This is a genomic window from Sedimentibacter sp. MB35-C1, from assembly GCF_030913635.1.
Taxonomy (GTDB): domain Bacteria; phylum Bacillota; class Clostridia; order Tissierellales; family Sedimentibacteraceae; genus Sedimentibacter.
In genome coordinates this window covers 1,331,902-1,354,107 of sequence record NZ_CP133188.1, presented here as the reverse complement: position 1 = coordinate 1,354,107, position 22,206 = coordinate 1,331,902, and the positions used below count along the sequence as shown (strand labels likewise).

Sequence of the window (22,206 nt, the reverse complement as noted above, 5' to 3'; positions counted from 1 at the left end):
TACCATATTTTCAACATTTTTGCAAGTTTTAAGTTTAGATTTTTATTGATTTTGCAATGTTTTAGAGCCTTTTTCTTTCAGTGAGCAAGTTATATTTACAATCAAAAAAACAGATAGCATCAAACTGTCTGTTTTAACATTATTGTGATAGTTTTATCATATACATCAGTTAATGTTATAAACTCATTAATTCTGTAAATCACATCTATATAAATATCTATGCTAATCTCAATTATATCGTTTAGCACAAATCGTTTTTCTTCGTCCTTTTTTCTTTTCTCACGAGCGTTATTTTAGGCATTTATAATTACACTCACTACTAAAGAAGTTAGTAGCCCCGTTCCAACACCACTAAAAATATTTATCCAGTTATCTTTTGCATAAAACGATAAGTAAATTAATCTCACCCCACAAGCAAAAACAATTAAATAAATTATTTGTCTTGCATTTTTTTTTAGCATGTTGCAAATTATCAAATCTTTATAATATTCTTTTACTGAACGTTGTATTTTTTGAAACCTCTTTTCATAGATTTCGTTAACCGGAATCATTAAAAAAAACATTAGTATTGGTATAATTAAAAAAATTGTTTTTGCAGTTACTATGCTAATGGCAATTAATGTATATGATATAATGTAGTATGTTAATATTGCTAATAGATCTTTATGCTTTTTTAATGCTTCTTTTTTTGTCATATCTACATTATTTAAATCTCCCAAATCACCAAGAAAATACCTAAACAATTTTTTACTTATTATTACCATAATTAAAATAAGTAGCACAAGCAACACCATTATCCAGATTCTAAAATATTTATCACCCTCAAATATCGGCACTAAAACTTTATTTAATAGAAGAAGGCTTGCTCCTATATATGCCATCAAAACGATTAAAGTATAGTTAGAAAAGTCCTTCTTTCATTTAGCAACATTATACTCATAATTGAAAACAAAGGTATTTACATTCATATATTTCTTTATATTGTAACTTACATCTTTTTTGTAATGCCCTTTTACAAGATCTGCTATTAATCCAATTAGATAAGTCGATTTTAATCACCCTGCATTATTCTATTACATTATAGACATAAATACAATATTTTCCTTTCTATTATTTTAAGTCACAATTATAACAAATATAAATTGATTCAATCATCCGGCAAATCATATTTTTCAAGTATTCCAAGTCCCCATTTGTTAGAATATATTTGATTAGTGAGTTCTTCTAATCTTTCCTGTCCTACTTTTATATCTCCTAAGATATTTTTAATTAATGTTTTTACATATTGTTTTGCTGATAAATTGCCTGCAGAACAGTTTATAAGATTCTGAGTATGTATTTCTCTTAACTCCTTTGTTCCTTCTTTGTTTATTATTTCTTCGTACACATAGTTTTCAATTTCTTTGTATTTCATTACCTTTCCACCTTTAACTTTTTTAGACAATATCTAGGATAACTGAATATAAAAATTGGTTTGTCTAAAATAGACAAACCAATAAGTTTTTATTAATGCTTTCAATACAATATTTATATTTCTATCTCAAATTTTTTGAACTATATAATCTATATATCCCTGTTTTATTTTTTCGCCTTCATATATTCTCTCTAAAATCCTGTTTTCTTTAAATAATATTCTCATATCTTTAAAGTGTGTTTCGGCCTCTTCAATATCATAATAAGTATGAATAATTTTCTCGTCACCTTCGCTCTGTAAAAATTCTCCTTCTCCCACTTTTTCACCTTGGCCATAATTACAATCATTTACGGAAAGAAAATTCACAAAACAAATTCCTCCTGGTTTTAAGACTCTTTTTATTTCTTCTATAGCCTTTGCAATATCTCTTTTTTTCATATGAAAAATAGTATTATAGGAATAGATATAACTAATTGAATTATCTTCAAAAGCAAGCTCCCTCATATCTCCTTTAGAAATATTAAGTTCAACATTATGTTCTTTAGAAAAAGTGTTAGCCTTTTCAATTTGTGAATTGCTTATTTCAATTCCATATGTCTTATATCCACATTCTAAAAAAAGGGCAAGTGGTGGACAGTTTCCTCCGGCTCCGCAATCTAATACAATTTTCTCTAAATTAACCTCGTTGCAATATTTTAAAAACTTATACAACTGTGTCTGTCTAAATACAAATATCATAAGAATCCTCCTTGGCTATTTAAAATATTTTTTTCTACTTACTACTAACTTTTATATAACAATATAGCAATAATACATAAATTTAAAGACTGTAATAAAGTTAATTATTGTGATATAATATATATACAAATTGTAGTTCTTTTATAATTAAAAAATGTATTTCATATAATAAAATCTCCTTGTAATTAAGGGTTAATACAAACATTAATTTTTTATTATAATTTTTATAATATTTAGTCTTTTTTTGTCTTATGTTTATCTTTCTCTCCTGTTATTTTTTCAATCAGCCTTGAAATTTCTTTTTCATTTTCTTCTGGAAGATTCAACTCATAACCATTTGTAAAATTTATTATTTCTGAACAAAAATAGAGTTTAAAATCTTCTTATGAAGTTTTAAACTCACTCTATTTCATCTGTGTATTTATTTATTAGGATATTTAACTTACTTAATTCTTCATCTTTTTTTGCTTCTATATATTTATGATATTCGTAATATTCATCACGTGTGACTTTATCAAAGCTAAGCTCATATCCTGCGACTTTTGCCAAGTATGACATAAATACTCTTTGTGAACGGCCATTTACCTTCTCTAAAAGGATGCAGGCATTTATTTCGCTCATAAAAAAAGAAAGCCTATCACATATAGCATTTTGTCCTGCATTAATAAGATAGTTTTCTCCCTTAAGTTTTATTAAAAATATTATCCGCATAACTTTCAATATTTTCATAATAGCAAAACACACTGCCCTTAGAAATATTCTATTCTAATCTTACGACTTTGTCTACATTCTGAATCAAGAACTTATTAAGTCCTTAACTTATTTTTTTGATAATTTAATGCTAATAAATAGATGCATGATAGATAATAATACTATAATTATGCCTTCAACAATTATAATAAATTTACTTAAGTTATTTATTTGGCTTAAGGTTATAAAAAATATAGGTAAATAAATTATAACAATTGAAACAAAAGTAGAATATTTAATCTTTGTATTCAAATATTTATATAAATAAACAAAGTTTTTTAAACTACAAAGACCATATAAATAAAATAAGTTATAAAATATAATCGGCTCTAGATTATTCCAAAATAAAAAAATAAAGAACGGAATACCTATTATATAAAACAATGTTAAATGTGCATATATAGCCGTTTTAGGGCTTTTTTTCATGAGATAATTAGATACAAATATTGCGACTTTATAAAATATGAATAATACTACTAAATACGATAAATAGTATACAAACAATTTTAAATCCCCCCATTTGTTTTTACAATTATATACATAATATCATTTGTGGAATAATTTTACAATGGATTTTAAAATTACTGTAGAAAAAACAAGAAAATAATAGCCTGTCCTTTAACAATGACAGGCTATTATTGCAATCTTTATCTTTGATTTTTATCGTGTATTATTTTAAGTCCCTTGAACAAAAGCTGAGAGTCATATACATCTATCGTGTCTGTTTCATCATATATTATTCTTCCCAGGCCTCCTGTAGCAATTACTTTCATGCACTGGGTATTCATTTCTTCTTTTATTTTTTTGATAATGTACTCAACTTGTCCAATATATCCGTACACTAACCCTGCCTGAATACTTGTAACAGTATTTTTGGCGAGTATTGAATCAGGTTTTTTTATTTCAACACTGGGAAGCTGAGCTGTTTTTTGCCACAGAGCATCTGCGGTTATTTGTATTCCCGGAGATGTTATTCCGTATTTGAATTCACCTTTTTCACTGACAACATCGTATGTTGTTGCAGTTCCAAAATCAATTACAAGTAATGGCCCGCCGTACATATGATATGCCGCAACAAGACCAACAATTCTGTCTGCACCTACTTCTCGAGGATTATCAGTAGATATTGTTATTCCTGTTTTAATTCCCGGGCCCACTATTATAGGATCAATGCCAAAATATTTTCTTAACGCATTTTCAAAAGAATGCATTACATTGGGAACAACTGACGAAACTATAGCACTCTTTATTTTTTTATTATCGATGTTGTTGTGATCTAATAGATTCAATATAAATATACCATATTCATCTGAAGTTTTTTCACTTCTGGTTACCATTCTCCAGTTTCCGACGATTTTATCCCCGTCGTAAACACCAACAACTATATTTGTATTTCCTATATCGACCGCTAATATCATGAACTTCTCCTTATCTGTTGATTTTATTATATACCTTAACTACCGCTGCTGTTCCAACTCCTGCGGCGGTACTTTCTATCAAAGCACTTGTAGTTACTAAAAAAATGGCAAATGCCGCAAATGTGGTTCCAATTCCAAACTCTGTACTTAACCTAACTATCTCATCACTGTAAACAACATAAAGCATAAAAATAACGAGTCCCGTATTCGTAAGCGCTCCTGACACTCCTGCAGCAAGTAAAGACACCGTTTCATTTTTGATTATTTTATTAAACAATTTAAAAATATAGTATGGGATAACACCTATAAATATTCTTGGCAAAACAGCAACCAGTGGGTTTAAAAAAAGATAGTCCAGCGGTGATGCCGGTGCAGTCAAAGCTCTAATAAGTGTTGCAAAACCTGCAAGTGCACCCATAACGGCTCCTGATTTAGGCCCGAGTATAACACTTGTTATTATTGTCGGCAAAAAAAGCAAAAGTGCCATTGATGCAGAAGTTGTGGGAATTGCCGTCAAAGCAACAAAGACAATAGTAAGTGCCAGCATAACTCCTAAAAAAGTGAGTTTGCTTGTTTCAAATTTCCTATTCATTTAAATTTCCTCCTGTTCTCGTTCTGCAAGCAGATACAAGACTTTTTTTATGATATTTTACCACACTTTTTTATAAATTCAAATAATTTTATTCCTTGCTAAGTTCATCAATAGGTTTAGTAGTAACCTGGCTTCTATCCAAGTCCAAAAGTGTAATGGCTTTTTCCAGATCCTCCTCAGAAGACATTTCTATTTCCAGATACGGTTTTGAATATGTTTTCTCGTCCCATGTATCTATTTCAAATATAATATTGTCATATTCATAGGATCTTCTGTGCTTATATCCCGGTTTTTTTTGTTTATACCCTAAAAGCTTCAATATCTCTGCCGTACTTTCCCAGTCAGATATCTCAGTCTCAATTTCTTCATTTACTCTCAATGTAGTTCTATTTAAGCTTCTCTTAAATGTCAAGGTGTGTTTTTTCTCTCCGTTCAATAAATTCTCTGTTATCCTGATTCTTAAATATCCGTTGTATGTTTTTTTAAGAAAGCCGTCACCAGTCTCAAATCTATAGTTAACCTGATTCTCATCCTTTATGAGTTTCGCTCCCACATTAATGAGCTTTTTTTCAATCTCATCTTTATCTATATTAAGAACTTTAACTTCCCTTTCTTTCATGTTTTTCCTCCAAGATTGCATTTTAGACATTATATCACAGAATAAATATATTTACATAATAATCATAAAAAAATGTTAATATAATAAAAACCGTGTGCTATAATTAGTCATATGTGGAGGTGATATGTTGAAAGTAAACGCAAATGTTCTGTTAAAGGTAATCAAACTCTCCGCTCAAATAACACTTGAAAACGGAGGAGAAACTTACAGAGCAGAAGAAACCATCAAGTTTATATGCAAAGCATTTAAAGTAAAAGAAATTGACGCTATTGCAACTCCCACTGGATTTTACCTAACTGTATCCATAAACGGAGATGATCACTATACAATTGTAAAAAGAATAAGAAAAAGAACTATAAACCTCCAAAAAATTAATGATGTAAACAATATATCCAGACAAATAGCTTCATATTCCATTTCATTGAACGATGCACTGAAAGAATTAGAAAATATTAGCAGCAACCGCGTCGATCAATATAAATATCCGCTATTGTATACCGGAGTTTCTTCCGCTTTTTTTACGGTGCTTTTCGGAGGCGGTGCATTCGAGTTTATGGTTGCGTTTTTAACCGGAATTTTGATTTCCGCCATATCGAAAGGATTTGAAGAACTTCAGTCGTATCAGTTTTTCTCAAATATTATGTCAGGAGCTGTATTAGCTTTCACTGCCATTACAGTTACTACGCTTTCGGGAATAGGAAATTATAATTACATTATTGTCGGCGGAATAATGCCGCTGCTTCCCGGTCTTGCAATGACCAATGCAATTAGAGATACAATTAGAGGCGATTTGATTTCAGGTATAGCACGAGCTGCTGAAGCCATGCTTGTTGCATCTTCATTGGCTGCCGGAGCCGGTGCTGTTATTTACACGGCTTATTCCGTGGGGTTCTTAGGAATATAGGAGGGTATTATGTATGTTATAGCAGAAATGTTTTATTGTTTTGCAGCCACACTTTTTTTTGCAGTTTTAATGAATGCTCCAAAAAAAACTCTTATTTATTCTTCATTGACGGCTTCGCTGGGATACATTATTTATGAATATTTTATTTTAAAAGGAAGCGCTTTTTTAGCTTTTTTCCTGGGAACTGTTTTTGTTGCTACATTTGGGGAAGTTTTTGCCAGAAAGCTTAAGATGCCTGCAACTATATTTATTTTTCCTGGAGTAATTCCTATCGTACCTGGGCTTGGGCTTTATGAAACTATACTTGCATTTGTTCAGGATGACATATTTCTTGCTCTTGAAACAGGTGTAAGCACCATCCTCAATATTGGATGCATGGCAGTAGCAATGGCTCTTGTAAGTTTAATCGCAGTAAAAGTTAAAGTAAAAAAAGTTGGCTGATAAAATTAATATATGTTTTAATCAAATATTATTGGGTATATAATAATCGTTGGTTGATACAATAATTAAAATTTAGATATAATTTATAGGAGGGTATTATGTGCAAAGTAAAATTCTTTTTATGTGAAACTTGCGGAAATTTAGTAAGTTTATTAAATGAAGGTGGAGGAACTCTTGTATGTTGCGGAAGTGATATGAAAGAATTGACTCCTAACACAGTAGATGCTGCTACTGAAAAGCATGTACCGGTTGTGGAAGTTGAAGGTAATAAAGTGACAGTTAAGGTTGGAAGTGTAACTCACCCTATGGCTGAAGAACATTGGATTCAATGGATTTACCTTGAAACTAAGGAAGGCGTTCAGAGAAAATGTCTTAACCCAGGAGATGAACCAAAAGCTGTCTTCACACTGAATGACGGAGACAAAGCAGTTGCCGCTTATGAGCATTGCAATCTTCATGGTTTATGGAAAAAAGAAATTTAACAATATTATTAGAGAGCTGTACATGTACAGCTCTCATATTATTTCCCTAATCCTAAGATACAGTTGCCCCGCTTTCGATGTCCTCAAGCGTAGAAAGCATAGTTAGTTTCTTACCTTTTTCTGCTGCCATAAGCATTCCTCTTGATTCAACACCTCTTAGATTTACAGGTTTTAAGTTATAAACTAATATTACCTTTTTACCTACTAAATCCTCAGGCTTATAATACTTCGCTATTCCCGATACGACCTGTCTGGTTTCATCTCCTACCTTCACTTGAAATACCAGAAGCTTATCAGCATTCGGATGCTTTTCTGCTTTGATTATTTCTGCCACTCTCAAATCAAGCTTGTCAAAATCATCAATTGTTATTAGTTCTTCTTCGCTTTCTTCTTTCTTTTCAGGCTGTACTTTTTCGGCTACACCAGTTTTCTTTTCATTCATTTTATTAATTTCTTCCATTTTTTTAGCAGCATCTATCCTTGCAAATAATATTTCCGGTGTTCCCACCTTTTCGCCTGGAACCATACCGTTAAATTTCTGAAGTGACTCCCAATCCTTTTTGTCTGTATTAAGCTGAGTAAATATTTTTTGAGCAGTTTCAGGCAAAAAAGGCTCCAAAAGCACAGCAGATATTCTGATGGACTCAAGAAGGTTGTATAAAACAGTTCCGAGTCTAGCTTTTTTGTTCTCATCTTTTCCAAGAATCCAAGGCTGAGTTTCATCAATGTATTTATTGCTTCTTCTCAGCAAAGTAAATACTTCATCTATTGCATCTGATACCTTGAGCTCATCCATTTTCTTTTCAACTTTGGCCGGAGTTTCCAGCGCAAGATTGATCAGATCATTATCAATCGGCTCGCTTTCCGATTGCGGCAGAATCTCACCGTCAAAATACTTGTTAGTCATTGTAATAGTTCTATTAACAAGATTACCTAAAATATTTGCTAAATCTGAATTGATTCTTTCTATTAATAATTCATATGTCAGTGTTCCGTCATTAGCAAATGGCATTTCATGAAGCACAAAGTATCTTACAGCATCTACGCCGAACAAATCTACCAAATCATCGGCATAAATAACATTTCCCCTTGATTTGCTCATTTTACCTTCTCCGACTAAAAGCCAAGGATGGCCAAACACCTGCTTAGGAAGTTCTTCTCCCAATGCCATCAATAATATAGGCCAGTAAATTGTATGGAACCTTAAAATATCTTTTCCTATCAAATGAACATCAGCAGGCCAGTATTTTTTATACAAGTCACTATGGTTTCCGTCGGCTTCATACCCAAGGAATGTAATATAGTTGCTCAACGCATCAATCCATACATAAACTACGTGCCCCTCGTCAAATGTCACAGGAATTCCCCAGTCAAATGATGTTCTTGAAACACACAAATCCTGTAATCCGGGTTTTAAAAAGTTGTTTACCATTTCATTTTTTCGTGATTCGGGCTGAATAAATTTAGGATGCTCTTCTATATGTTTCATGAGTCTGTCTGCGTACTTGCTCATCTTAAAGAAATATGCTTCTTCTCTTGCCATATGTACTTCTCTTCCGCAGTCAGGACATTTTCCGTCAACCAGCTGTGATTCAGTAAAGAAAGCTTCATCCGGAGTACAGTACCATCCTTCGTAGTATCCTTTATATATATCTCCTTGGTCGTAAAGTTTCTTAAATATGTCCTGAATTTTTCTAACATGCATCGGATCTGTGGTACGTATAAATTTATCATATGTTGTATTCATCAAATCCCATATGCGCTTAATCTCAGCCGCTATCTCATCGACAAACTCCTGAGGAGTCTTATTTGCTTCCTTCGCTTTAATTTGTATTTTTTCGCCGTGCTCATCTGTTCCGGTTTGAAAATATACGTCGTATCCATTCAGTCGTTTAAATCTTACGATACTGTCAGCAAGTACAATCTCATATGTATTTCCAATATGAGGTTTGCCTGATGTATACGCAATTGCAGTCGTTAAGTAATATTTACCCTTGTTCATATTTTCCTCCCATTAATATTTCATTTTTGCAATTCATTGCGCCTCCGAATAAAAAGAGAAAGCCTCTTTGCCAAAAGGCAAAGAGGCGAAGTTACGCGTTACCACTCTTTTTCGCACATATCTCGCAATATGTGCCTCAACAGGTCAAAAAACCCGTGTACTGTAACGTGTACTCACGTTATGCCCTAGCATCAGCTCAGGCACAAAGCTCCAAGGCCATATTCATTTTATAACCAATCTCCGGCTCACACCATACCCGGTTCTCTATGTCATGATTATAAAACTACTCTTCTTTTCATCGCTTCTGGTTATTTTATTTATTATTGTTTATCTTATGTAAGACTATACATAAATCTCAAACTTTTGTCAATATTTTTTAACTAAAATATAAATTGTATACACTTAACTATTGCCACAATTATACCTATAATTATAGCCGGAATTATCAATAATCCTATTCCAAGTGGAATTAAAGCAATAATTACTACAAGTCCTACAAAAGCGCCTATAATCGTAAACAGAATTTTAAATAATATAACTCCTATATTTACTGCTGCAAATATAAATATAAAAAACACAACTAATCCTATTAATATTTCCATTGCACATCTCCCATTTATTAAATCATATTATATATTATATTTTATATATTACGCGCGAAAGCTTCAAGATATATTAGTATAAAATTAAAATATGATTAAAAAAGTTTATATATGAGCATACTCTTTTCGACATATAAATAATTAGCAAAAAGTATTAAAAAATGATATAATAAAGTAATATAATTTGGGAGCATGCGATGATTGATTTACACATTCATTCCGTTTTTTCCGACGGAACCGATACTATAGATGACATAATTAAAATCGTAAAACAAAAAAATATTCCTGCTATTTCATTAACAGATCATGATACTACCTACGGAGTAAAGGAAATTCAAGAAAAAGCCTCAAAAGAAAATATAAGGGTTGTTCCGGGAGTTGAAATATCCACTGTATCAAACGACCACATAATCCATATACTCGGCTATAATATAGACACTGATAACAATCAGCTTCAGGAGCTTCTAGGCACTATTTCAAACTACTTCGGCAAAACATTTACAGAGCATTATAACTGGCTTTATAAAAACCACATTTTGGATTTTGATATTAACAAGGTGATAAAGTATGCCTCATACAAACAATCCATAGCCTTGTCAGACATATTAAAAGCCATGATAGCTGATGGCGCCCCTTATACTCTAAAGGACTGGCCTGAATTTTTAGAAAAAAAAATAATGCATTTTCATGGACATTTCAGAGAAAATTATCCTGTTCACCCCACCGAAGCAGTGGAAGTCATCAGACAGGCTGGAGGAACTGCCGTATTTGCTCATCCGGCACGAATCGGTAATGCAGATATGGGAGAAATGGAAATACTTTTGCCCCACGGTCTTGGCGGTGTTGAGGTATATTATCCTTACCACAATAAAGAACTGGTAGAAAGATATGAAAAGTTTGCCGATGCCCATCAATTAATCAAAACAGGCGGCACAGACTGGCACGGTGAAGAGCTAACAACATGGAATGTTGAAATAGGAGATTATGGAATAAATTTAACTGATTTTATTTTCGGAGGATGTTAAAAAAATGCCATCCTCCGGTTTGTTTTTTATTCTTGCAACTTTTTTACAATATTGTCAAGTACCTTATTTACATTATCTATCACCTGGCAATATTCCTGCTCTGTAATATTGTCAATATGAATTCCCATTGCCGCAACAACAGTACAGTCAAGTGCAGTTGCCAAATATTTTGCCGCCTTATATGTTAATTCATCCTCTCTGTGTCCCTGAACACATATGACGCTTGTCGATGCTGTTCTTTTCACTTCTTTCTTGTAATCGAATCTGGGTACTGCAACAGCAGCGGCACCCAAATGATATTTTTCTCCTCCTCCGATTGCAACATTTATATCCCTTCCACACTTTACTACCATTGCCTCAACAACGCATTTACCAGCTCCTGCTCTTAATTTACAGCTTTCAAGCATATTTATAACCTCACAATAATGAATTTTCACACAAAAAACCGCAAAAAATATTACCTTATCCGCAGTGTTCCACATCTTGTCATGTACTTACTTACCTAAAATACTGTTACTTATATCATTTTTAACATATTCCTTTATATAGCTTTCAAAACATTTGACCGTATGAGTTTTACTTATATGTTTTTTAGTAACAAAATAAACTTCCCATACGGGCCCGTCTTTCTTAAATGGTATTGCTTTAAAACCAGTCAATGGCATATCCTCAACAGCAAAATCAACTGTTATTGCTAATCCGAGCCCCTGCTGGCATAATTTATGAGCAAGACTCAGCTCAGTAGTTTCAAAAACTATAACAGGAGAAAAACCCGCTTGTTTGCATACCTTTTTAAAATTATGATATATCTTAAATTCGCGGCTTTCAAGTATAATTTTTTCATCTCTCAAATCATTTATACTAAGTTTGTTTTTAGATGATAATTTGTGCTCATTCGGAACTAAAACCATAGGTTTGTATGAAGCTATAAGTTCGCTGTCAAGTTCTTCATTATTTATGGGACCTTTTATCAGCCCGCAATCGGCATCCCCATCCAAAATTGCTCTTTCAGCCTTAAAATCTGAATACTCCCACCATTTTAGATTGATATTAGGAAACCTTTTCTTAAATTCAAAAAGAAATTTAGGTGAAAAAGCTGCAATAACTCCATAAGCAGATGCCAGACTTAATTGTCCAGATATATTAATATAATTTGTATAATAATTCTCCATTTCTTCTAACTCCGAGATAATATGCTTAGCTCTTTCTGCTAATATTTCTCCATGCTCTGTCAAAGTTAAACCGTTTGCAGCTCTGTAAAAAAGAGGTATATTCAGTTCCTGCTCAAGATTAATAATAATTTTACTTAATCCCTGAGGCGTTATGTACAAGGACTTAGCAGCTTTTGTTATGCTTCCGTCACGACACACTTGCAAAAAACTGTTTAAATCTTTTGTATCCATACAAACATCCTTTCTCTTATAACAATTATTAGCCATAATTATACCATGAATCACTAAAATTTGAATCCAAACTTTATTGTATTTTACATGAATCGATATTTAACATCAAAAAAGCAGGATTTATTCCTACTTTTTAGTATAATATGCCTTTAGTACTTCTTAAATTATTTATGTTAACTATTTATGGGATATATAACTCGCTTTACTTTCTCCTCGAAGGGCTTCTAAAGCTCCTCTCGCCAATGACTCCATTTCGTTTTCTCCTGGATAGACAACTATAGGCGCAATAAATCCTACACTATCTTTAATTTTTTGTACTATCGTTTTAGAGTGAGCAATACCACCTGTTACTAAAATAGCGTCTACTTTACCTTGGAGAACTGCAGCCATTGAACCTATTTGTTTACATACTTGATATATCATAGCATCTAAACATAACCTTGCTTTTTCATCAGTCACAGCTCTTTCTTCTACTTCTCTGCAATCAGCTGTACCTAAATAGGCCATCAAGCCACCTTTGCCGTTAAGCATTTTTATTACTTCATTATAAGTATATTTTCCGGAGAAACATAATCTTACTAAGTCTCCAACCGGCAATGCACCTGTACGATTTGTTGAAAATGGCCCATCCCCTTCTAGTCCATTATCTCCATCAATCATACGTCCATTTTTATGAGGAGCAACAGAAATTCCTCCTCCTAAATGAACCACTATTAAATTTAAATTTTCATATTTCAGGTCATATTCCCTTGCATATCTTTTTGCAGTAGCCTTATGGCTCAAAGCATGGAAGCTGCTTCTTCTCTCTATTAAAGGATGTCCTGATAATCTTGCAACAGGTTCAAATTCGTCTGTTATTGGAGGGTCAACTATTAAAGGAGTAGCTTTACAACTCTGGCTCATCTGGTATGCTATTTTGCTACCCAAGTCACATGGATGCTGTCCCCATTTACCGCTTGCCTGCTGCCGCAGCATTTCCTCATCTACTTTATACACTCCACCTTCTAAAGGTTTTGTATGACCTCCTCGGCTAACGACTACATCCAAAGAATTTCTGTCTATATTATTTTCTTTCATAAAATTTTCTATTATGTCTGTACGATATTCATCTTGCTCCCAAAAATTTAAAAATTCCTTTATTTCCGAAGAAGGATGTTCTATATTGGACTTTACAACACAAGTATCATCTTCATAGTATGCTACCTTTGTAGAGGTAGAACCCAAGTTTATTACTAATATCTTATACAAATTGCCACCTCATTAATACATTATATTTTTATGATATATAAGATGCTAATGCTATTGAAAGAAGTTTCCCTTCAGTAGATTCTGTTCTTGAAGTAAATACAATTGGAACAGCTGCACCAACTGTTGCTGCAACAACTGTCTTTCTGGCAACATATGTAATTGATTTAGTCAATGCGTTTCCAACCGTAAGATTGGGTACAACAATTATATCCGCATTTCCGGCAACAGGGCCTGAAATCCCTTTCGCTTTTGCTGCCTCCAATGATACTGCATTATCAAAAGCAAACGGGCCGTCAACTACGCATCCTTTAATTTGTCCTCTTTCAGCCATCTTGCTTAATACTGCCGCATCTATAGTATCCTGCATACCAGGATTTACTACTTCAAGTGATGCCAATACAGCAACCTTAGGCTTTTCATTACCCAGTTTATGAGCTAAATCCACTGCATTTTCAAGAACTTCTTTTTTGCCTAATAAATCAGGATTAACTGTAATAGCACAATCAGTAATAAACATTAATCCATCTTTATTTTTCTTTTCCAAAATAGAAATCTGAGTTATATGCCTGCCGGTATTTAAGCCCTTTTCTTTATTTAGTATAGCTTTTAAAAATACCGATGAATGAAGCATCCCTTTCATTAAAGATCCGGCTTTACCTTTAACCACCAAATCTACTGCTAAATCAGCGGCTTTTTTATGATCGCTTTCATCTATAATTTCTGATTTCAACTTCAAATCGCTTGAAGAAATTAATTTTTCTATCTTTGCTTTATCGCCTATTAATATGAATTCAGCAAGTCCATTCTCTTCAGCTTTAGCAACTACCTCCAGGACCTCATTATCATCTGCGGCAACTACTGCTATTTTTTTTGATTTTTTTTCCCTTGAAAGTTCCATAAGATGTGCAAAATTTTTTACATACATGATTAATTCTCCTTTTCAACCAAGCTTGCATACTTGTTTTTAAAGCTATCAGGGCTTAATCCCATGTACGCCTTAAAATCTTTGATAAAGTGAGCCTCATCAAAATACCCATTCTCATTTGATATTTGAATAAGGCTGCGTTTAAATCTTCTGTCAAGCAGCATACGCAAAGTGTTTTGAAATCGAAATATTTTTATATATTTCTGTGGTGAAATACCATATTCCGATGTAAATCTTTTTCTGCAATAACGTTTGCTGTAGCCTGAAAGCTCTGCAATCTCATCCATTGTAATTGTAAGATGATTCATATACAGAATTATGGCTAGATACTCTTCAAAACAAACTGAATAATCAACGTCCAACCAATTATCAATATAATGCTCCTTAAACAGATCTATTCTGTTTTGAAAAGTTGATGCCTGAATTATTTTATATTCAATATCATTTGTTTCCAACAAATTATTCAGAAGTGTATGCTGATCGCGACATTCTGTCGGCGGCATTTTCCAGCCTTTTACACCAAAAAGTGAGTATGGCTTGACAATAAAATATGTAGTATTAGGTTTCAAGGGGATCGTTTGGCGTAATAAACTTGTTCCATAGAAATATGCCTTTGGCTCTGATGGAATACACTCAAATACGAAATTTGTTGAAGCATCTGCTATGAGTTCAAGATTTGCGCTTTCTCCCTTTCCTGTTGTAAATTGACTAAACAAAGCATTCGATTTAATAGATATTGGATTTAGTTCTTGACATGATTCTATGTAATCTATTGCTTCTGCTTTCACCCATGGTTGGATCTGTGACGGAGCTGTTGCCATAATCTTTTTCATATCTGCAACTATCATGAATTAATCCTCCATATCAATATTCTATAAACTATAACATTTTGAATCAATTTATGCTATTACAAATGCAGCTGAATTAATTATTGTCATTTTAAGGGCATGAAACCGAGTAAAATACCGCAATTTTATTTTTTAAACTAATCAGCCCAAATTTCTTCGGAAGTCTGAGCTTTATTTTTTGATGGTAAAGCAATGACCGAAACATTAATAAGGTGCTCGTATGTAAGGTTTTCAGAAATGCTGTTGTTGCCCCACGAACCACATCCTATACTTGGTGTAGGTTTAATGTTTGCCATCATACCTATACCAGTCGAAGCAATTCCGGGAACATTGACAAGAAGCCTGCACACAGGAATTCTCAAGCTGGCATATTCAATATATTCCTTATTGTTTGAATGAAGTACGGCAGTATGACCGGCTCCTTGGAACAGCAAATTTGTTCTTGCAATTTCAACAGCTTCCTCAAAGTCATCATATGTCAGTAATGTAAGCACAGGACACATTTTTTCAGAACACAATGGTTCTTCAGCTCCGTGTCTGAAAGCTTTCAGTACCACAATTCTAGTTTCTTCAGGAATCTTTACACCAGCCTTTTCAGCCACTTCAAGTATCGGTTTGCCAACTGCTTCTTTTGCTGTATGTCCATCTTCAAATATAACCGATTTGAATTTTTCTATAACATCAGATTTATCGCTATAATAAGCTCCGTTTCTCACAAGCGCATCTACAAGCAATTGTTCGCAGTCCTTATGAACTATAGCACACTGATCTCCTGCGCATATTATACCATTATCAAAGCTTCTGCTCATAATTATGTCGCGTGCAACCTTATCATAATCATTACAATCATCGCCTACAATAACCTGAACATTACCTTGCCCTACGCCAAATGCCGGCTTTCCGCTGGAATAAGCAGATTTAACCATTGCCATTCCTCCTGTTGCAACAACAACATCCACAGTGCTCATAAGTTCTTTAGTTTTTTCAATAGAAGGCTCTGTTATAATCTGAATAACATTTTCAGGTGCTCCAATACTCTTAAGCGCCTTATTCATAAGATCAACTGTATATTCGGTAACGTTTTTCGCTCTAGGATGTGGAGCAATAATAACCGTATTTCTTCCTTTAAGAGCTAGCATAGCGTTGCCAAGTGAAGTCAATGATGGATTTGTTGTAGGAGTTACACAACCTATGACTCCCTTTGGCTTTGCTACATATGTCAACCCAAGTTCTTCATCTTCTCTAATGATGCCTACCGACTTTTGGTTTTTCATTGTTGTCCAAATGCCATCTCCAATATTAGAGTTTTTTAAAACTTTGTCCTCCACATTGCCCATACCAGTTTCTTTTACAGCCATTTCAGCAAGCTTACGAGCTTCACCTGCTACAGCTTTAGCAATTACTCTACACATATTATCAGCTTGAGCTTGAGTACAATCTTCAAGTTGTTGCAATGCTATTTTGGATTTTTCAACCATGTTTTTTATTTCGTCGTTATAGTTCATAATATACACCATCCCATTCATTAATTTATATGACACATAGATGATATTATAAACATAAGACTTGCACATTGTAAAAATGGGAACATCTTCAAATTTTATGTGATTTATATTAACAATATATTGCGTGCACTCAGCTTAAAGCTTCGAATCACCACAACTTTTACCTTCCCATGCGATAAATTTTTTGTGGTCAAATCCAAACTGCATGAGCACTTTCCCTATTATATGATTAACTTGTTCCTCAATTGTTTGAGGATTGTTGTAAAATGTTAATAGAGGAGGAATTATAACACATCCTAAATCCGAAACTTCCTTCATATTTCTTATATGTACCTTTCCAAATGGCATTTCTCTGGGAACCAACACAACTTTTCTATTTTCTTTTAAGCATACATCAGCTGCACGTATGAGCAAATTTTCTGCATACCCGCATGCAATTCCTGATAAAGTCTTCATGCTGCAGGGTATAACAACCATTCCATCCGTCCTGAATGAGCCGCTTGAAATAGAAGCCGCCAGGTTATTGTTGCTGTGAACAACATCAGCAAGGCTTTCCACATCCTCAATCTTTAATTCTGTTTCAAGTCCAAATGTTACTCTTGCTCCCTCAGAAATTACCAGATGCGTTTCACATTCTGGGTAAGCCTTTAAAGCCTTCAACATATGGTATCCAAGTATTACTCCGCTGGCACCTGAAATTCCTACAACTAATCTCATAATCTCTCCTCTATATATAAAACATATTTTCTTTATTTATTAAAATAAACCTATCATTTTCCAATATGGCACTTCTAACAAAACAATTATAAAAACTACCGCAATCAATGGGATTCCCAGCTTCATTACTTCTTTTTGCCCATACATACCGTTTTCTTCTCCTTGTCCCACAAGCATATTCAAATGGTGGAAAGGAAGAATGTAGTGTATACCGATTGAAGTATATACCAGTAATGTAGTTATTATAGGACTTATTCCCATAGGTTCAGTAAATATTAACAGAGCTGGAATAGCTATTCCCATTACGGCTATTACACTTCCCAAGAACATATGTATTCCCATGGATATTACTGCTATTATAACTGCCAGTATATACGGATTTTCAGGAATTGATGAAGGCAAGATAGTGTCTGCTATCCATGTATTCATACCGGTTACTCCTCCAACCTTTCCTATTGTCATGGCTGCGGTTAGAAACAAAAGCACATGTACCGGTACTTCCCCCCACTGCTTCGGTGTAAGTACCCCTCCAATAGCAGGTAAACTCATCAGCATGGCTATGAGAAGTGTAATCCATCCTATATTTATACCGTGTATGGAATCTGTCATCCACAACACAACTGCAATAGCAAGCCATATAATTGTTCTTTTTTCTATACCTGATATTTGTCCCAGAGAATCTAGTTTTTCTTTTATCTCTTCTTTATTTATTATAATTTCTTTAGTCGGTTTAAATAATACGAGAATCAGTAAGCAGGTTATTATACTTGCAACAATGTTGGGAGGTCCCATGTAGACAAACCACTGCATCCAGCTTATTAACTCTCCTGATGCCTGTGCTGCCAGAGGATTAATAACACTGTCTCCGGTTAAAAATATCATTGAAACAGGAACAGATGATGCAAAAACAGTGAATCCTATTTTAATTGCATCCTCCTTAGGAACATTTGCGCTTTTTATTACTACTGCCATAACTGACATAATTAGAAAAGCTCTTGGCCAAGGATGAGGAATTAGTATACTTAAAATAAAAGTAAGCACAAATATAGATATAATAATACTTCTATAAGAACTTACGAATTTTATTATAAACTTATATGCTATTCTTTCTCCTAATCCAGAACTTTTTACGGCAGAAGCAATTAGATACGCGCCGATTACTAAGTACATTGTGCTCCCAACCCAAGGAGAGAACACGACTGATGGTTCAGCAACATTAAATATAACAAGCAGTGCTAGATAAAGTCCTGATGCATAGCCTGACTGAACGATTTGAAAAGCCCAGAACACTACTGTCATAAGTGTTAATCCCAAGCACATTTTACCTTGAGCTGACAAGCCTTCCAATGGAAGAATGTTTATAACAATTGCTACAAGAATGCCTAATAATAATCCTAATAGCTTTTTATTCTTATTCATAATAATATCCTTTCAAAAAATAGAGGGCATAAGCCCTCTTATATTTACTTTTTCAGCGGTGGAATTGGCGGTATTAAACCCATATGAGCAATTTTCTCATCATCCAATTTGAATTTTTCTATTACAACAGGGTTTTCAGTTGAACGCCATGAATACCAGCACTTTTCGCAAACATACACTTCCCATGCATTGTCTTTCGGGGCATCGGTAATTTTTTTTATTTTATCCGACTCACAACGTGGACACTTCATAATAATTGCCTCCTTATTAATTGTTAAGATTTTTTAGTAACTCTTTTAATTTTTCTTCCCACTCATCAGTTCCAGCAGGCGGTTCCAGTATTTGTGTTTCTCTAGGATTAGGTTCCGGCGGAACAGGAGTAGTTGCATCAATTATCATTTTCGTATGCATTCCCGGAGGATTTGTTGATGGATCAAGAGGCATACCAGGGCAGTTTTCAATTATTGAAACGTCCTTGCTTGGATGAACTCTTGTAGTTAATGCCCACATAACCTGTTCCAGATTGAATGGGTCAACAAATTCATCAACAACTATTACAATCTTTGAATAAGGCATTCCGTGAGGAGTTGACAGTAGTCTAAATGCAACACCCTTAGCATACCCTCCGTAACGAACCTTTGTAGATATAATAGCTCCGATACCATGAGTGTACATAGCGTTAACTGCAACAACTTCCGGCATTGTTTCTTTTAACTGCTTATATAACGGAACGCTTGTATTTAATGCCATTAAGTAATCAATTTCAGTCCAAGGAATACCTAAGTAGAGATTTTCAAATATTGGATTTGTTCTATGTGTTATCCTATCTATTTGAACTTCACACTGCAATCTTGATCCTGAATAAGAACCAGGGAATTCTCCAAAAGGTCCTTCAACAGTTCTTACTCTTGGAATTATATGTCCTTCCAAAACAACCTCTGAACCTGCTGGAACATATAAATGATCATATAAATCTGATTTAACTATGTCTGTTGGAACTCCATCCTGCAATGCCCCTACAAATTCATATTCATTTTGGCTGTAACCAACAGGAGTACTTGCCATAAAAGTAACTAACGGGTTATTACCAATTGTAATAGCTATAGGAAGCTCTTTGTTTTCTGCTTCTGCTTTTTCCAACTGCACTGCTATATCATGCATTGAAAGAGCCTGTATTCCAACTCTGTCCTTATCTTTTACCTGAATGCGGTACGTTCCGACATTTAGCTTGTTGAAATCATCTGGAAATTCAGGATCCGCTGTAACTACAGATGCCTTTGATATATAGAAACCACCGTCTTGATCATTTATTCGGTACAACGGAAGGACATCAAACAAGTTAATATCTTTGTCAATAACATTTTCCTTACATGGTGCTTCTTCTCTTTTTACTACATTAGGCGGCACTGGAAACTTGTCCCATCTTTTGTTTAATTCGTAGAATTGATCCTTTGTTGATGTGTTCTTGTCAAGTCCCAGCATAAGAGCATGATTTTGCCACGATCCGTGAACATTAGTTACTACGCTATGCTTGTATCCTTTGACTTTTTCAAACAGTACTGCCGGCTGGTTTTTGCCTAAATTTGAAGCGGCACGTCCTGCTGCGGCAATGTCCGGTTCTGGGTTAACTTCTTCTTTCACCCTTACAAGCTGACCTTCTGCCTCAAGCACTTCTAAGAATTCTCTTAAATCCTTATAAACTTTAGCCATTATAAACCTCCATAATTTTGTATATGTTAATTATATAACACTAAAGTCCACAATCTGTATCAACTAACAGTTTATGTCATCAACTTTATTTTTATATAAAAAACGCAGAAAAATATTTTTCCCGCGTTTTTTATATGTTTTTAATTAGCCTTCTATATATAATTTTAATATAGGAATTACGTATTCTGAAATTTTATTTCATAAAATTCTCAATATCATTAACAGTCTTAATAATATCGCTAGAGAGATTGATTATACCTTTTTTAGTAACCCATACATCATCCTCTATTCTTATGCCTATGCCCTCTTCCTTAATATAAAGGCCCGGCTCAACAGTGTACACATTGTTTTCCTGCATAGTTTTGTCTCTTCTTCTCAAATCATGTACATCAAGTCCTAAAGGATGACCTATACTGTGATAATAATATTTATCTACATCTGCATCTTCTCTGATAATGTTCAAAGCTTTCAGCCCCTTTGCAAAATGCTTCTTAACCGCATCATTCACAGCAATTTCTGAGGCTCCCACATGCATGGCATCTATGGTTACATCCTGTGCCTCCAATACTATGTTATATATATCTTTTTGCCTCTGGCTGAATTTTCCGTTTGCAGGGTAAGTTCTTGTAATATCTGAAGCATAGTTGTTGGATAAAGCTCCTAAGTCAAGAAGTATCAGGCTTCCGTCCTTTATTTTTTGTTTCAGGTCTACGTAGTGCAGAATTACCGCTTTTTCGCCAGACGCTCCAATTGTCTTGAAGCTTGGTCTTGACCCTCTGAGTTGCAACTGGTACTCAAAATCTGCCTTAACCTGGTATTCAAATTTCCCTGGCTTCAAATTCTTCATTACAAATTCCAATGCTTCCTTTGTGTACCCTATTGCAGTCTTAATTTCATTCACTTCATCTTCTGTTTTGGAGCTTCTTAACTCAATCATCAAATCAAGCGAATTTTTTATATTAATAGCTGGGAATTGATTTTTCATCCAATGTGCAAGCTTTCTGTCGTGGTCATAGGATTCATCTGCACCTGTTATATATGAAAATACATATACATTGTCCGGTCTGTCAGAAGATGAAAGTTTTTTTGCAAACTGATCCATGAATTCATTTTTATTCTGAATTGATTTTATCCCTGATACCTGAGTCGCTTCGTCTTTTCTCATTAAAATTCCGAACCATTTTTCAAAGTGCTCGTCAACAGGAGGAATATACAAAGTTTCTGTAATCTTCCCATTAATTTTTTCAATTAAAAGTATCATGTCTTCTCTATCTATTCCTGTAAGATAGAAAAAATTTCTATTCACTGAAAAGTCATACAATTGATCAGCGCTTTCCCTTGGTGCTCTGCCGGAAAAAAATACCGCAGATGAACAATCCTTCATTCTTTCAGAAAATCTCATCCTGTTGTTAACAAAAAAATTTGTGTCCATTATAAATCCTCC

Annotated in this window: 24 protein-coding genes and 1 other annotated feature; of the genes, 4 read left to right on the top strand and 20 right to left on the bottom strand. The window is 33.9% G+C overall.

The genetic code is table 11. From position 1 onward, the window contains the following. Positions 1 to 293: 293 nt before the first annotated feature. The 7 genes from RBQ61_RS06415 to RBQ61_RS06385 all read right to left on the bottom strand — a co-directional run bounded on the left by RBQ61_RS06415 (position 294) and on the right by RBQ61_RS06385 (position 5,531). Positions 294 to 881: a hypothetical protein gene (locus tag RBQ61_RS06415; protein WP_308139664.1), complete on the bottom strand. Its 588-nt coding sequence runs from the start codon at positions 879 to 881 to the stop codon at positions 294 to 296. Between the two features lie 266 nt (positions 882 to 1,147). Continuing rightward, the gene (locus RBQ61_RS06410; protein ID WP_308139663.1) at positions 1,148 to 1,414 is read right to left on the bottom strand and encodes a hypothetical protein; all 267 of its coding nucleotides are present in this window, start codon (positions 1,412 to 1,414) and stop codon (positions 1,148 to 1,150) included. A 126-nt stretch (positions 1,415 to 1,540) separates the two neighbouring features. Beyond that, a complete protein-coding gene (locus tag RBQ61_RS06405) occupies positions 1,541 to 2,152 on the bottom strand; it encodes a class I SAM-dependent methyltransferase (protein ID WP_213926717.1) in 612 nt (203 codons plus the stop codon). Between the two features lie 399 nt (positions 2,153 to 2,551). Then, positions 2,552 to 2,881: a hypothetical protein gene (locus tag RBQ61_RS06400; RefSeq protein ID WP_308139662.1), complete on the bottom strand. Its 330-nt coding sequence runs from the start codon at positions 2,879 to 2,881 to the stop codon at positions 2,552 to 2,554. Between the two features lie 668 nt (positions 2,882 to 3,549). Next, on the bottom strand, positions 3,550 to 4,320 hold the full coding sequence (locus RBQ61_RS06395) for a type III pantothenate kinase (RefSeq protein ID WP_308139661.1): 771 nt from the start codon (positions 4,318 to 4,320) through the stop codon (positions 3,550 to 3,552). A gap of 10 nt (positions 4,321 to 4,330) precedes the next feature. Continuing rightward, positions 4,331 to 4,912 (bottom strand): ECF transporter S component, encoded by a 582-nt coding sequence (locus tag RBQ61_RS06390; RefSeq protein ID WP_308139660.1) that lies wholly within the window; start codon positions 4,910 to 4,912, stop codon positions 4,331 to 4,333. Positions 4,913 to 5,000: 88 nt separating this feature from the next. Beyond that, a complete protein-coding gene (locus RBQ61_RS06385) occupies positions 5,001 to 5,531 on the bottom strand; it encodes a class IV adenylate cyclase (protein WP_308139659.1) in 531 nt (176 codons plus the stop codon). 124 nt (positions 5,532 to 5,655) lie between these two features. Here RBQ61_RS06385 and RBQ61_RS06380 point away from each other — a divergent pair, with 124 nt between their 5' ends. The 3 genes from RBQ61_RS06380 to RBQ61_RS06370 all read left to right on the top strand — a co-directional run bounded on the left by RBQ61_RS06380 (position 5,656) and on the right by RBQ61_RS06370 (position 7,358). Continuing rightward, positions 5,656 to 6,435, top strand: a complete 780-nt coding sequence (locus tag RBQ61_RS06380) for a threonine/serine exporter family protein (protein ID WP_308139658.1) — start codon at positions 5,656 to 5,658, stop codon at positions 6,433 to 6,435. A gap of 9 nt (positions 6,436 to 6,444) precedes the next feature. Next, a complete protein-coding gene (locus RBQ61_RS06375; RefSeq protein ID WP_308139657.1) occupies positions 6,445 to 6,876 on the top strand; it encodes a threonine/serine exporter family protein in 432 nt (143 codons plus the stop codon). A 98-nt stretch (positions 6,877 to 6,974) separates the two neighbouring features. Beyond that, the gene (locus RBQ61_RS06370) at positions 6,975 to 7,358 is read left to right on the top strand and encodes a desulfoferrodoxin (RefSeq protein WP_308139656.1); all 384 of its coding nucleotides are present in this window, start codon (positions 6,975 to 6,977) and stop codon (positions 7,356 to 7,358) included. A 52-nt stretch (positions 7,359 to 7,410) separates the two neighbouring features. On the opposite strand, the gene metG is transcribed toward RBQ61_RS06370, so the two are convergent. Further along, complete coding sequence (gene metG, locus RBQ61_RS06365) at positions 7,411 to 9,360, bottom strand: methionine--tRNA ligase (protein WP_308139655.1); 1,950 nt, start codon at positions 9,358 to 9,360, stop codon at positions 7,411 to 7,413. 78 nt (positions 9,361 to 9,438) lie between these two features. Further along, positions 9,439 to 9,668: a binding site (T-box leader), on the bottom strand. 72 nt (positions 9,669 to 9,740) lie between these two features. Further along, on the bottom strand, positions 9,741 to 9,962 hold the full coding sequence (locus RBQ61_RS06360; RefSeq protein ID WP_308139654.1) for a hypothetical protein: 222 nt from the start codon (positions 9,960 to 9,962) through the stop codon (positions 9,741 to 9,743). A gap of 197 nt (positions 9,963 to 10,159) precedes the next feature. Between RBQ61_RS06360 and RBQ61_RS06355 the strand changes: the two genes are divergently transcribed. Further along, the gene (locus tag RBQ61_RS06355) at positions 10,160 to 10,987 is read left to right on the top strand and encodes a PHP domain-containing protein (RefSeq protein WP_308139653.1); all 828 of its coding nucleotides are present in this window, start codon (positions 10,160 to 10,162) and stop codon (positions 10,985 to 10,987) included. A 26-nt stretch (positions 10,988 to 11,013) separates the two neighbouring features. Here the strand turns inward: RBQ61_RS06355 and RBQ61_RS06350 are convergent, their stop codons facing one another. From RBQ61_RS06350 to RBQ61_RS06300, 11 genes are all read right to left on the bottom strand, one after another. After that, a complete protein-coding gene (locus RBQ61_RS06350; protein ID WP_308139652.1) occupies positions 11,014 to 11,394 on the bottom strand; it encodes a hypothetical protein in 381 nt (126 codons plus the stop codon). 87 nt (positions 11,395 to 11,481) lie between these two features. Beyond that, a complete protein-coding gene (locus RBQ61_RS06345) occupies positions 11,482 to 12,390 on the bottom strand; it encodes a LysR family transcriptional regulator (RefSeq protein WP_308139651.1) in 909 nt (302 codons plus the stop codon). A gap of 177 nt (positions 12,391 to 12,567) precedes the next feature. Then, the gene (gene buk / locus RBQ61_RS06340; RefSeq protein WP_308139650.1) at positions 12,568 to 13,638 is read right to left on the bottom strand and encodes a butyrate kinase; all 1,071 of its coding nucleotides are present in this window, start codon (positions 13,636 to 13,638) and stop codon (positions 12,568 to 12,570) included. Between the two features lie 28 nt (positions 13,639 to 13,666). Continuing rightward, entirely contained in the window at positions 13,667 to 14,563 is an 897-nt protein-coding gene (locus RBQ61_RS06335; protein ID WP_308139649.1) for a bifunctional enoyl-CoA hydratase/phosphate acetyltransferase, read from the bottom strand. A 2-nt stretch (positions 14,564 to 14,565) separates the two neighbouring features. Beyond that, the gene (locus RBQ61_RS06330) at positions 14,566 to 15,411 is read right to left on the bottom strand and encodes an AraC family transcriptional regulator (protein ID WP_308139648.1); all 846 of its coding nucleotides are present in this window, start codon (positions 15,409 to 15,411) and stop codon (positions 14,566 to 14,568) included. A 137-nt stretch (positions 15,412 to 15,548) separates the two neighbouring features. After that, the gene (locus tag RBQ61_RS06325) at positions 15,549 to 16,916 is read right to left on the bottom strand and encodes an aldehyde dehydrogenase family protein (protein ID WP_308139647.1); all 1,368 of its coding nucleotides are present in this window, start codon (positions 16,914 to 16,916) and stop codon (positions 15,549 to 15,551) included. Between the two features lie 135 nt (positions 16,917 to 17,051). Continuing rightward, the gene (locus RBQ61_RS06320) at positions 17,052 to 17,633 is read right to left on the bottom strand and encodes a UbiX family flavin prenyltransferase (protein ID WP_308139646.1); all 582 of its coding nucleotides are present in this window, start codon (positions 17,631 to 17,633) and stop codon (positions 17,052 to 17,054) included. A 39-nt stretch (positions 17,634 to 17,672) separates the two neighbouring features. Then, positions 17,673 to 19,052 carry an SLC13 family permease gene (locus tag RBQ61_RS06315; protein ID WP_308139645.1) on the bottom strand — a complete coding sequence of 460 codons (1,380 nt, stop codon included), beginning with the start codon at positions 19,050 to 19,052 and terminating at the stop codon, positions 17,673 to 17,675. A gap of 44 nt (positions 19,053 to 19,096) precedes the next feature. After that, complete coding sequence (locus tag RBQ61_RS06310) at positions 19,097 to 19,303, bottom strand: non-oxidative hydroxyarylic acid decarboxylases subunit D (protein ID WP_213925664.1); 207 nt, start codon at positions 19,301 to 19,303, stop codon at positions 19,097 to 19,099. Positions 19,304 to 19,319: 16 nt separating this feature from the next. Further along, on the bottom strand, positions 19,320 to 20,762 hold the full coding sequence (shdC, locus tag RBQ61_RS06305) for a 4-hydroxybenzoate decarboxylase subunit C (protein WP_308139644.1): 1,443 nt from the start codon (positions 20,760 to 20,762) through the stop codon (positions 19,320 to 19,322). A gap of 193 nt (positions 20,763 to 20,955) precedes the next feature. Further along, a complete protein-coding gene (locus RBQ61_RS06300) occupies positions 20,956 to 22,194 on the bottom strand; it encodes an aminopeptidase P family protein (RefSeq protein WP_308139643.1) in 1,239 nt (412 codons plus the stop codon). Positions 22,195 to 22,206: the final 12 nt, after the last annotated feature.